This is a genomic window from Pseudomonas sp. 22526, assembly GCF_052044735.1.
Classification (GTDB): Bacteria; Pseudomonadota; Gammaproteobacteria; order Pseudomonadales; family Pseudomonadaceae; genus Aquipseudomonas; species Aquipseudomonas piscium.
The window spans coordinates 161,514-172,751 of the sequence record NZ_JBQENK010000014.1 but is presented as its reverse complement, the minus strand read 5'-3'; the positions used below and the strand labels follow the sequence as shown (position 1 = coordinate 172,751).

Below are 11,238 nucleotides of genomic sequence, written 5' to 3'. Positions count from 1 at the left end.
TGTAGGAGCGAGGCTTGCCCGCGATGAGGCCCTTGAGGCCTATATAAAACGCGTCAAATCCCGCTCAACGCCAGGTCCATCGCAAAGTAGGTGAAGATCAGATCCGCCCCGGCACGCTTGATCGACCCCAGGCTTTCACGCACCACCCGCGCTTCGTCGATAGCCCCGGCCTGGGCGCCGAACTTGATCATCGCGTACTCGCCGCTGACCTGATACGCCGTCACCGGCAGGCGCGAGGCTTCACGGATGTCGCGGATGATGTCCAGGTAGGCACCGGCCGGCTTGACCATCAGCGAGTCCGCGCCTTCCTGCTCGTCCAGCAGCGACTCGCGCACCGCTTCGCGGCGGTTCATCGGGTTCATCTGGTAGCTCTTGCGATCGCCCTTCAACGCGCTGCCGCCGGCCTCGCGGAACGGACCGTAGAGCGCCGAGGCGAACTTGGTGGAATAGGCCATGATCGCGGTCTGGGTGAAGCCGGCTTCGTCCAGGGCGCGGCGGATGGCCTGGACCTGCCCGTCCATGGCCGCCGACGGCGCGATCACATCGGCGCCGGCGCGGGCCGCGGCCACCGCCTGCTTGCCGAGGTTGACCAGGGTCTGGTCGTTGTCCACTTCATGGCCGTGCAGCACGCCGCAGTGGCCGTGGTCGGTGTACTCGCAGAAGCAGGTGTCGGACATCACGATCATCTCCGGCACCGCGTCCTTGGCGATCCGCGACATGCGCGACACCAGGCCGTTGTCGTTCCAGGTGTCGCTGCCGTTGCTGTCCAGGTGGTGAGACACGCCGAAGGTCATCACCGACTTGATCCCGGCGCGGGCGTAACGCTCGATCTCCCCGGCCAGCTTCGATTCCGGAATGCGCATCACCCCCGGCATGCTCTTGATCGGCACAAAATCGTCGATCTCTTCCTCGACGAAAATCGGCAGCACCAGGTCGTTGAGGCTGAACTCGGTTTCCTGGAACAGGCTGCGCATCTGTTCGGAACGGCGCAGGCGACGGGGACGGGCTTGGGGGAACTGGCTGGACATGGGATTTCCTCAGGGCAGGCCAAGTAAGACAAGACTGGGTGCGATAACGACCGCAGCTAAAAAGAGCGAAGCTTATGCCCGAAGCCGCAAGCGGCACAAACACCGTGTCGCCAAGACTGCGTTTCCGCTTTGGTAACAATGCCGTGAAAACGGGCGGTTACGCCTGTCAGACAAATGGCCCGAGGCGCAACTGTTCGGCCGATTTTCGATCTAACTAACACACGCCCGAACCGTTCAAGCAGGCATCAAGAGCCAGCGCTCCCAGCACCTGTTCGCGGCGTGTGCAGGACCACTCGTCCGTGAACACAGTCCCTGGCCAACCCTCTGCCGGGCAGCGCATCGAGGGCTTCGAGCGAGCCCTATCGGCAGCCAGCTTCACAGGGTGGCTGTCGCGGACGGGAGAACCGGGCTTACAGGCAGGTCAGCCTGGTTCCTGTTCTGTCGTGGCAGGTCGCCCCAGGGAAGGTTCGCGGCCCGCCCTCAACCCGGGAGGAGAAGCGAAAATGGCCAACTCCGTGAAAAAAATGCCGATCCAGACTGAAGACAAGGCCACCCGGCGCTCGACCATGAGCGACCTGTGGCAACCTCTGGAAAAACTGCGGCAACAGGTCGATCACCTATTCGATGACTTCAATCGCGGCCCCGGCCTGTCTCCCTTCAGCCGTGGGCTGTTCGACGTGGATCCGTTCTGGCGGCGCGAGCTGATCGGCCGTGGCATGCCTGCCGTCGACATCACCGAGAAAGACGAAAGCTTCGAAATCACTGCCGAATTGCCCGGCATGGATCAGAAGAATATCGAGATCAAACTCTCTGACGGCAGCCTGATCATCAAGGGTGAGAAGAGAGAGGAAACGCAAGAAAACAGAAAGGGCTACCACCTGAGCGAACGTCATTACGGCTCCTTCGAGCGGGTGTTCAACCTGCCCAAGGGGGTCGATGCCGAGAAGATCGAGGCGAGCTTCAGCAAAGGCGTGCTGAGCATCTCGCTGCCGAAAAAACCCGCCGCCATGACTGCGGACAAAGTCGTACCGATCAAGGGCGAATGACCCAGGCCAGCCAGCCCCTTGCCGGTTGCACGGCAAGGGGCTTTTTTTGCCGGCCGGAACGCCCGCTCAGCGCGCCGTATTGAGCGCCACGGCCGCCAGGATCAGCACCTTCAAGGCAGCCTCGTCAAGGCTGTCGCCCTCATGCAAGTCGATCGCCCTTCGGGTATTGCCCTCGAGGCTGGCGTTGAACAGGCCTGCCGGATCATCCAGCGCGGCGCCCTTGGCGAAGGTCAGCTTCACGACGCTCTTGTAGGTCTCGCCGGTGCAGAGGATGCCGCCATGGGACCACACCGGCACCCCGCGCCACTTCCACTCCTCGACCACCTGCGGGTCGGCCTGCCTGATCAGCCCCCGGACCCGGGCCAACATCTCGCCGCGCCAATCGCCCAGTTCCTCGATGCGCCCGTCTATCAGCCGTGAAGCGGAGCCGCTCTGCTCTGCCGGCGTGGCGTCGCGGGTGTGTGTTTTCATCCTGGTCATCCTCTGGAGGGGTATCGTCCCGACCCTTGAGTATCGCCGACGAACCGTTTCCCTCCAGCTAACCGACGAGCGTCACACCGGGTATGACTGCCCATTCTTCCCCATCATGCTGATTGCCATACTGGCAACGAAGACCTTAGGTTAGCTGTTGCCCGCCTGAGCGCTAAGTCGAGGACTGCAATGCCAGCGTCTGTCAGCGAAGAATCCCGTTGGATAGATACACCCGATGGCCGTTTGTTTTCCCGTTGCTGGACGCCGGCCGGCGAACCCGGCGAGCGGTCGCAACCGCCGATCGTGCTGTTTCATGACTCCCTTGGCTGCGTGGAACTGTGGCGGGATTTTCCGCAGCGGCTCTGCTAGCTCACCGGGCGTGCGGTGCTGGCCTACGACCGACTGGGGTTCGGCCAGTCCGATGCCTACCCGGGGGACCTGCCCATGGGGTTTATCCGGGACGAGGCCGAGCGCTTCTTCCCCCTGCTGCTGGCGGGATGGGGTATCGAGCGTTTCGTGGCCTTCGGGCACAGCGTTGGCGGGGCCATGGCGGCGACCTGCGCGGCGCTTTATCCGCAGCCTTGCCAGGCGCTGATCACCGAGTCGGCGCAAGCCTTCGTCGAAGACCGCACCCGCCACGGCATCCAGTTCGCCAAGCAGCAGTTCCAGGCACCGGGGCAGATGGAACGCTTGCACAGGTATCACGGCGACAAGGCGCCCTGGGTGCTCGCGGCCTGGACCGAGACCTGGCTGTCGGAAACCTTCCAGCCCTGGACCCTGGAAAGCGCCGTGGCCTCCATCGACTGCCCGTTGCTGGTGCTGCATGGCGCGGACGACGAATACGGCTCGCTGCTGCACCCCGAGCGCATCGCCCGGCTGGCGACCGCGCGCCAGCGCTGCCTGATCCTGGAAAACTGTCATCACGTGCCCCATCGCGAAATGCCGGAGGCGGTCCTGGATGCGGTGCACCAGCATCTGCAGATCGATAACGGCTAGCAGGTTGAAACCTGCTGTTTTCAGCCCGGCAGCAAACATCCAGCCTCGATACAGGCGTGCTTCTGGTGTCGCTCGGGTAGGGTCGTGCGCCTGAGGTCGAAGGCAGGGCGCAGTTGTCTTGGCAGGAGGGAGTAGCGGGAATCGAGAGCCAGGCACGCCATCCATGCGCACCTGGTTTCTTTACAGCGGAAGGTGAATCAGTTCCACGGACGGTCGCCGTTCTCGTCCTTGACCCGGGTCGGCAGGCCCATCACGTCCAGCGCCTTGAGGAACGGCTCGGCCGGCAGTTCCTCGACGTTGACCATGCGCTGCACGTCCCATTCGCCACGAGCCACCAGCAGGGCCGCAGCCACCGGCGGTACGCCCGCGGTGTAGGAAATGCCCTGGCTGTCGGTTTCGGCAAAGGCTTCTTCGTGGCAGGCCACGTTGTAGATGAAGACTTCGCGCGGCTGGCCATCCTTGGTGCCCTTGACCAGGTCGCCGATGCAGGTCTTGCCGGTGTAGCCCGGCGCCAGCGAGGCGGGATCGGGCAGCACGGCCTTGACCACTTTCAGCGGCACCACTTCCAGGCCTTCGGCGGTCTTGACCGGTTGCTCGGAGAGCAGGCCCAGATTCCTGAGCACGGTGAAGACGTTGATGTAGTGCTCGCCGAAGCTCATCCAGAAGCGCACGTTGGGCACGTCGAGGTTCTTCGACAGCGAGTGCACTTCATCGTGACCGGTCAGGTACAGGTTCTGCGAACCGACCACTGGCAGGTCGTCGGTGCGCTTGACTTCGAACATGGTGTTGCTGGTCCACTGGCTGTCCTGCCAGCTCCACACCTGTCCGGTGAATTCGCGGAAATTGATTTCCGGATCGAAATTGGTGGCGAAATATTTGCCATGGGAACCGGCATTGACGTCGAGAATGTCGATCGAATCAATGCGGTCGAAATACTGTTGTTTGGCCAGGGCCGCATAGGCGTTGACCACACCTGGGTCGAAGCCCACGCCGAGAATGGCGGTGACGTTCTTCTGCTGGCATTCCTCGAGGTGCTTCCACTCGTAGTTGCCATACCAGGGCGGCGTCTCGCAGATCTTGCCCGGCTCTTCGTGAATGGCGGTGTCCAGGTAGGCCACGCCGGTATCGATGCAGGCACGCAGCACCGACATGTTGAGGAAGGCGGAACCGACGTTGATGACGATCTGCGATTCGGTTTCGCGGATCAGCGCCTTGGTCGCCTCGATGTCCAGCGCGTTGAGCGCATAGGCCTTGATTTCAGCAGGCTGTTTGAGGCTGCCCTTGGCCTTGACGCTGTCGATGATGGCCTGGCATTTGGAGATGTTGCGCGACGCGATAGCAATACGACCGAGTTCGTCGTTGTGCTGCGCGCACTTGTGGGCCACCACCTTGGCGACACCTCCTGCACCAATGATAAGAACGTTCTTCTTCAATTTCTTTATCTCTCCTTTCCGCCAGCTTACGAGAGGCTGGACAGGTAGTCTTCGAACCCAAACTCACGAACCACCTCGACACTACCGTCGAGTTGTTTCACTACGATGGACGGCATTTTCAGGCCGTTGAACCAGTTTTTCTTGACCATGGTGTAACCCGCCGCGTCAACGAACGACAGCCGATCGCCGATGGTCAGCGGACGATCGAATTGGTACTCGCCGAAGATGTCTCCGGCCAGGCAAGACTTGCCGCACACCATGTAGGTGTGTTCGCCCGCGCTGGGCGCCAGCTTGGCATTGAGGCGATAGATCAGCAGATCGAGCATGTGCGCCTCGATGGAGCTGTCGACCACTGCCAGGTGCTTGCCGTTGTAGAGGGTGTCGAGCACGGTGACTTCCAGCGAGGCGCTCTGGGTGATCGCCGCTTCGCCCGGCTCCAGGTAGACCTGCACGCCGTACTTCTCGGAGAACGCCTTGAGGCGCGCGCAGAACTCATCCAGGGCATAGCCTTCGCCGGTGAAGTGGATGCCGCCGCCGAGGCTGACCCATTCGACCTTGTGCAGCAGGTGGCCGAAACGTTCCTCGATGGTGCCCAGCATCTGGTCGAACAGGCCGAAGTCGCTGTTCTCGCAGTTGTTGTGGAACATGAAGCCGGAGATCTGCTCGATGACCGCCTCGACCTTCACCGGGTCCCACTCGCCCAGGCGGCTGAACGGACGCGCCGGGTCGGCCAGCAGGTAATCGGAACTGCTCACCTGGGGGTTGACCCGCAGACCGCGGACCTTGCCCTCGGACGCCGCGGCGAAGCGCTGCAGCTGGCCGATGGAGTTGAAGATGATCTTGTCGCAGTTGTCGAGCATCTCTTCGATTTCATCGTCGGCCCAGGCCACGCTGTAGGCGTGGGTCTCGCCGGCGAACTTCTGCCGGCCGAGCTTGAGCTCGTACAGCGACGACGAGGTGGTGCCGTCCATGTACTGCTGCATCAGGTCGAACACCGACCAGGTGGCGAAGCACTTGAGCGCCAGCAGGGCCTTGGCCCCGGAGTGTTCGCGCACGTAGGCGATCTTCTCCATGTTGCCGAGCAGTTTCTGTTTGTCGATGAGGTAGTACGGCGTTTTGATCATTTCGAGGCCTCCGGCCAGGCGAGCCAAAAAAAGGATGCGCATTGTGCCTTCACTGAAGGCATATCGAAAGGGCGGACGGTCAGTTCGCTGAGTCAGGGCTTCGTCTCATGCTCGGAGCGAGCCGCCCGCGGGTCCGTTCCGGGCATCGCCGGCTACCCACCGAGGGCTGATGACAAATGCCCCGGTGGCAGGTCCGGCCGGTCGAAGCGCCTTGTGGCCCAGATACGCAGACAGCCCGATGATGGGCGGTCATCTGCCGACTTGGGCAACCCTGCCCGGCCCCTCGCTTTGCGCGAACACGTATCTGTTTTTCCCCAGTTTCTTGGCCAGGTACATGGCCTGGTCCGCGGCCCGCAACAGCTGATCCGCTTCCACCCCATGGGTCTGGTAGAACGCCGCGCCGAGGCTTGCGGAAACATCGGCCTTCACTCCCGAGATCATCAGCGGCTGGCCGACCACATGAATGATCCGGTCGAGAATCGGCGCCACTTCGTCGATCGATCCAAGGTCATCCAGGACCACGACGAACTCATCGCCGCCCACGCGTGCCAGCAGGTCGCATTCCCTCAGACAGGACTGCAGGCGATCGGCGATGATGATCAGCAACTGGTCACCCGCCGCATGCCCCAGGTTATCGTTGACCAACTTGAAGCCATCCAGGTCCAGATAACAGACCACCACCTTGGCGTTGCGCCCTTGCACTCTTTCGAGAAGCGCATCGAGCTTCATGCCCAGCAGCCGTCTATTGGGAAGGTGGGTCAAGGGGTCATACATGGCGATTTCCTGCAGTCTTTTGCGCTGCTGGTCCAAGGTCGCCAGGGAGTAAGCGAGCCAGGCCATCAGCGTGGCCCCCAGCAGCACCAGAAAAACCTGGAACAGCAGCAGAGCGGTATTTCGCCAGTCGGCGATCCTGGAAACCCGAAGCTCCCACTGCGCCTCGTACAGGGTTACCGGAATGCGCGCGGCCGCCGCGCCCAAGGGCGCGGCGGATGCCTGAATCACCTCTTCCTGCCCGGTTTCCGGGTTCACCCCGGAAAACCTGTAGGCATAACCCAGCTTCTCCAGGGAGGGTAAATCCGAGTCGGCAAAGGCATCCGGAAACTTCAAGGTCACGACCGTGTAACCCCAGAAGTACTTCCTGCCATTGGGTTCTTGCAGAAATACCGGCAACGTTCCTATCGCGCCCTGCGGCCCCTGGATCAAGGTGAATGGCCCGCGGAACAGCAACTCGCCTTCGCGAACGTTCTTGATGACTTCGACCCGATCCTTGCCCTCGAAAAGATCATGGTTCTTGACCAGGATATTGGGAGCGGCCGGCTCTATTTGCCGAATCACGCCCTCCGGCGCCAGCGACAATGCAAAGGCGCCTTTGTACATGGGCAGCATGTAGCGCACCAGCCGGTTGAAATGCGGAACCTTGCCCTCCCCCTGATGGACCATTACCGCCAGGGTATTGGTCGATGACAAAGCGTGCTGTATGACTTTCTCGATCGAGCTGGCGTAACTGCTGGCGACTTGAATGGTATGGGCCGAGTCAGCCTCGCGCGCGGCCGAATTCAATTTGACGACGACAAAAGCCCCCGCCAGCAAACACAGGACAAACACCAACACCGAGACTTTTATCTTGTCGAAGCCAGAGAAAACCTTGGTTACCACTTCTTGCATCACCGGCACCCTGTTTTATTGCTATTGGTCGTAGGGATCTCGACTGGGGCCAAGGCGCTTGCCGCCCCGCCAGACACAGGAAATCATTCCTCATCCTTTACTTCGTCCTTGAAGAACCCAAGCCAGGGCTGGGACATTACCGGGAAGTGCAGCCGTTGACCCTGGCAAAGTCCCTAGGTTCCATGCTCCATTTACCTATTCCAGCTCATTGCCGGGCGCCAGGCACGCCGCTCGATGCGGCACGACCTTACCCGGCCCCAGAAGCCTATCGCGGGGCCCGCACCGCTCAATCATCCTCTTGCAATTTGATGCCCCGGGCGTGCAACAGGTGAGGCACCAGCAGCACCAGCAGGGTCATCGCCAGGAAGGCGGCGGATATGGGTTGGGTGACGAATATCGACCAGTCGCCCTGGCTGATGGACAAGGCGTTGCGCAGTTGTTTTTCCGCCATCGGCCCCAGCAGCATGCCGACGATCACCGGCGCGACCGGGAAATCGAAACGCCGCATCAGCACCCCGCCCCAACCGATCGCCAGCATCAGCAACAGGTCGAAGGACGAATGGCGCATGCCGTACACACCGATGGAGGCGAACACCAGGATCCCGGCATTAAGGTACGGCCGGGCGATCCGCAGCAGTTTCACCCAGAGCCCGACCAGCGGCAGGTTCAACACCAGCAAGATGACGTTGCCGATGTACAGCGAGGCCACCAGGGTCCAGACCAGGTCGCCGGACGTCTGGAACAGCAGCGGCCCCGGCTGCAGGTTGTAGTTCTGGAACGCCGCCAGCAGGATCGCCGCGGTGGCGGAGGTCGGGATGCCGAGGGTCAGCAGCGGCACCAGGGAACCGGTGGCGCTGGCATTGTTGGCGGCTTCCGGGCCGGCCACCCCTTCGATGGCGCCCTGCCCCTTGTTGGCGGCAAAGTCTTGCGGGTGCTTGCTCAGCTTGCGTTCGGTGGAATAGGACAGGAAGGTCGGGATTTCCGCGCCGCCGGCCGGGATCGAACCGAAGGGAAAGCCGATCAGGGTGCCCCGCAGCCAGGCGGGAATCGAGCGCCTCCAGTCCGCGCGGGTCATCCACAGCGAGGTCAGGCGATGCCGGCCGGACGCTTCCTCCTTCTGATACAGCAGGCTGTACAAGGCCTCCCCCACGGCAAACAGACCGACCGCCACCAGCACCACTTCGATGCCATCGACCATTTCGGGAACGCCCAGTGTGTAGCGGGCAATGCCCGAGGTCGAATCGAGGCCGATCAGGCCGATGCTCAGGCCCAGCCCCAGCGAAGCGAAACCGCGCAGCATGGACGCGCCGAGCACCGCCGACACCGTGGTGAAGGACAGCACCAGGATCGCGAAATACTCCGCGGGCCCGAACTTCAGCGCCAGCATGGCGACGATGGGAGCGAACAGGGTCAGCAGTACCGTAGCGACAGTCCCGGCGAAAAACGAGCCGATCGCCGCGGTGGCCAGGGCCGGCCCGGCGCGACCGTTGCGGGCCATGAGGTTGCCCTCCAGGGCGGTGACCATGGACGACGATTCACCCGGGGTATTGAGCAGGATCGAGGTGGTCGAGCCACCGAACTGCGCGCCGTAATAGATCCCGGCGAACATGATCAGCGCGCCGGTGGGATCGACCTTGGCGGTGATCGGCAATAGCAGGGCCACCGTCAGCGCCGGGCCGATCCCCGGCAACACGCCGATCGCCGTGCCCAGCAGGCAGCCGATAAAACCCCAGAGCAGATTGATCGGCGCCAGCGCCGCGGAGAAACCTGTCGCCAGGTTCAAGAGAATGTCCACCTTGTGACCTCCTTCGGCCCGGGCTCAGATCCAGGCGTTGACCAGGGGTGGCAGGGCCACGCCCAACCCGGCGCTGAACAGCCAGTAGATCGGCAGGGTCAGGGCGATGCCGATGGCCAGGTCACGCAGCGGACGCCGGCTGCCGAAACCCCGCGCCGAACAGGCGAACAGCAACCCGGCGGCCAGGACGAAACCGATCAGGTTGATCAGCAGCGCAATCGCCACCAGCCCCGCGGTAACCCAGGCCGCCCCCAGCCTGCCGCCGGGCTGGGCCTGGGCGCTGTCGTCGCCGGGTTCGGCCAACTCGCGGAAACCTCCAGTGCAGGCCTGGTAGCTCAACAGCAGGCCCACGGCCCCCAGAAAAGCGCCGACGGCGCAGGGATAGACATGGGCGCCGAGGATGACGAAGCCCATCTCGGGCGGAAAGCGCAAGGCACCGATGACCAGCACCAGGCTGACGGCGACCAGCCCCAGGCCAATCGCCAACTGCGACAGCACGACCCTGCTGCGCCCGGCCATCTCAAAGCAGCCCGACCTTGACCAGCATCGCCCGCAGACGCTGGTGTTCCTCGTCGACGAACGTGCCGAACTCATCACCGGTAAGGATGCTCGGCGACCAGGCGTTGGCTTTCACATTGTCCTGCCAGACCTTGCTGTTGGTGGCGGCCAGGACCGCGTCGGTGACTTGCTTGCGCTGCTCGGCCGTGAGGTTGGCCGCACCATAGACACCGCGCCAGTTGCCGATGATCACGTCGTAGCCATTCTCCTTGAGGGTCGGCGCATCGATGCCGGGAACGCGCTCCGGAGCGCCGATGGCGAGCAGGCGGAACTGCTTGGACTGCACGTACTTGGCCAGCTCGGCATAACCGCCGGTGATCACCGTGATGTGCCCGCCCAGGGTCGCGGCCACCACTTCGCCGCCGCCGGCATAGGCGACGTAGTTCACCTTGTTCACCGGCACGTCCATCTTGCTCGCCAGCTCGGCGATGCCGATATGGTCGATGGAGCCCTTGGAGCCACCGCCCCACTTGATGCTGGCCGGGTTGGCCTTGAAGTCCTTGAGCAGCTCCTCGAGGGTCTTGTAGGGCGACTCGTCACGCACGGCGAACACGTTGTATTCGGTGAACAGGCGGGCGATCGGCGTCACGTCCTTGAGGCTGATCTGCGGCTTGTTCTGCTCCACCGCGGTGACCATGATCGCCCCCACCACCAGCAGCGCATTCGGGTCGCCCTTGGTGCTGTTGGCGAACTGCGCCAGCCCCAGGGTGCCGCCGGCTCCGCCCTTGTTCTCGAAGGTCACGGACTTGGCCGTGCCGGCCTCGAGCAAGGCCTTGCCCAGGACCCGCGCGGTCTGGTCATAACCGCCGCCCACGGAGCCCGGGGCCATGAACTTGACCGTATCCAGGGCGAGCGCCGGGGTCGCGAGGGTGAGCGTGGCGAGGCTGGCGGCAATGGCCATGCCGCGGCTGAATCGACGCAGTGCTGTAAACATCAGGTTTCTCCCGAGACTATTGTTTTTGTTGATACCGGTTGAATGCGCCCAGGGCTGCCGCCCTGTGTGGCCTGGGGTTAAGTGTAGACGGCCGGCGGTTGGCGACCGTCCGAGGGTAAACAAAGCCCCCAGCGCCAAGCGCTCCCGCCAGGGGCGCGCCTGGGGAGTCTTGGTTCGGAGTGGAAAGC

The 11,238-nt window shown here is 62.9% G+C and carries 10 protein-coding genes; 2 read left to right on the top strand and 8 right to left on the bottom strand.

Annotated features, from left to right (window positions below; genetic code table 11):
- Positions 1-53: 53 nt before the first annotated feature.
- Positions 54-1,028: a porphobilinogen synthase gene (hemB, locus tag ACTJKT_RS21555; protein ID WP_124308154.1), complete on the bottom strand. Its 975-nt coding sequence runs from the start codon at positions 1,026-1,028 to the stop codon at positions 54-56.
- A 503-nt stretch (positions 1,029-1,531) separates the two neighbouring features.
- On the opposite strand from hemB, the gene ACTJKT_RS21550 reads away from it, so the two are divergent.
- Positions 1,532-2,074, top strand: a complete 543-nt coding sequence (locus ACTJKT_RS21550; protein WP_097302838.1) for an Hsp20/alpha crystallin family protein — start codon at positions 1,532-1,534, stop codon at positions 2,072-2,074.
- A 66-nt stretch (positions 2,075-2,140) separates the two neighbouring features.
- Here ACTJKT_RS21550 and ACTJKT_RS21545 read toward each other — a convergent pair whose 3' ends face one another.
- Entirely contained in the window at positions 2,141-2,545 is a 405-nt protein-coding gene (locus ACTJKT_RS21545; protein ID WP_440788483.1) for a DUF1801 domain-containing protein, read from the bottom strand.
- Between the two features lie 384 nt (positions 2,546-2,929).
- Here ACTJKT_RS21545 and ACTJKT_RS21540 point away from each other — a divergent pair, with 384 nt between their 5' ends.
- Entirely contained in the window at positions 2,930-3,541 is a 612-nt protein-coding gene (locus ACTJKT_RS21540) for an alpha/beta fold hydrolase (RefSeq protein WP_440788482.1), read from the top strand.
- Between the two features lie 197 nt (positions 3,542-3,738).
- Here the strand turns inward: ACTJKT_RS21540 and ACTJKT_RS21535 are convergent, their stop codons facing one another.
- The 6 genes from ACTJKT_RS21535 to ACTJKT_RS21510 all read right to left on the bottom strand — a co-directional run bounded on the left by ACTJKT_RS21535 (position 3,739) and on the right by ACTJKT_RS21510 (position 11,050).
- A complete protein-coding gene (locus ACTJKT_RS21535; protein WP_440788481.1) occupies positions 3,739-4,974 on the bottom strand; it encodes a saccharopine dehydrogenase family protein in 1,236 nt (411 codons plus the stop codon).
- 26 nt (positions 4,975-5,000) lie between these two features.
- Complete coding sequence (locus ACTJKT_RS21530; RefSeq protein WP_440788480.1) at positions 5,001-6,098, bottom strand: carboxynorspermidine decarboxylase; 1,098 nt, start codon at positions 6,096-6,098, stop codon at positions 5,001-5,003.
- 249 nt (positions 6,099-6,347) lie between these two features.
- The gene (locus tag ACTJKT_RS21525) at positions 6,348-7,763 is read right to left on the bottom strand and encodes a diguanylate cyclase domain-containing protein (RefSeq protein WP_440788479.1); all 1,416 of its coding nucleotides are present in this window, start codon (positions 7,761-7,763) and stop codon (positions 6,348-6,350) included.
- Positions 7,764-8,049: 286 nt separating this feature from the next.
- Positions 8,050-9,558: a tripartite tricarboxylate transporter permease gene (locus tag ACTJKT_RS21520; RefSeq protein WP_440788478.1), complete on the bottom strand. Its 1,509-nt coding sequence runs from the start codon at positions 9,556-9,558 to the stop codon at positions 8,050-8,052.
- A 24-nt stretch (positions 9,559-9,582) separates the two neighbouring features.
- A complete protein-coding gene (locus tag ACTJKT_RS21515) occupies positions 9,583-10,077 on the bottom strand; it encodes a tripartite tricarboxylate transporter TctB family protein (RefSeq protein WP_440788476.1) in 495 nt (164 codons plus the stop codon).
- 1 nt (position 10,078) lies between these two features.
- Positions 10,079-11,050: a Bug family tripartite tricarboxylate transporter substrate binding protein gene (locus tag ACTJKT_RS21510; RefSeq protein ID WP_440788475.1), complete on the bottom strand. Its 972-nt coding sequence runs from the start codon at positions 11,048-11,050 to the stop codon at positions 10,079-10,081.
- Between the last annotated feature and the right edge of the window lie 188 nt (positions 11,051-11,238).

Excerpts from the sequence above, each read along its gene's own strand:
- hemB (WP_124308154.1), bottom strand. The coding sequence starts at position 1,028 with ATGTCCAGCCAGTTCCCCCAAGCCCGTCCCCGTCGCCTGCGCCGTTCC.
- ACTJKT_RS21550 (WP_097302838.1), top strand. The coding sequence starts at position 1,532 with ATGGCCAACTCCGTGAAAAAAATGCCGATCCAGACTGAAGACAAGGCC.
- ACTJKT_RS21545 (WP_440788483.1), bottom strand. The coding sequence starts at position 2,545 with ATGAAAACACACACCCGCGACGCCACGCCGGCAGAGCAGAGCGGCTCC.
- ACTJKT_RS21530 (WP_440788480.1), bottom strand. The coding sequence starts at position 6,098 with ATGATCAAAACGCCGTACTACCTCATCGACAAACAGAAACTGCTCGGC.
- ACTJKT_RS21525 (WP_440788479.1), bottom strand. The coding sequence starts at position 7,763 with ATGCAAGAAGTGGTAACCAAGGTTTTCTCTGGCTTCGACAAGATAAAA.
- ACTJKT_RS21515 (WP_440788476.1), bottom strand. The coding sequence starts at position 10,077 with ATGGCCGGGCGCAGCAGGGTCGTGCTGTCGCAGTTGGCGATTGGCCTG.
- ACTJKT_RS21510 (WP_440788475.1), bottom strand. The coding sequence starts at position 11,050 with ATGTTTACAGCACTGCGTCGATTCAGCCGCGGCATGGCCATTGCCGCC.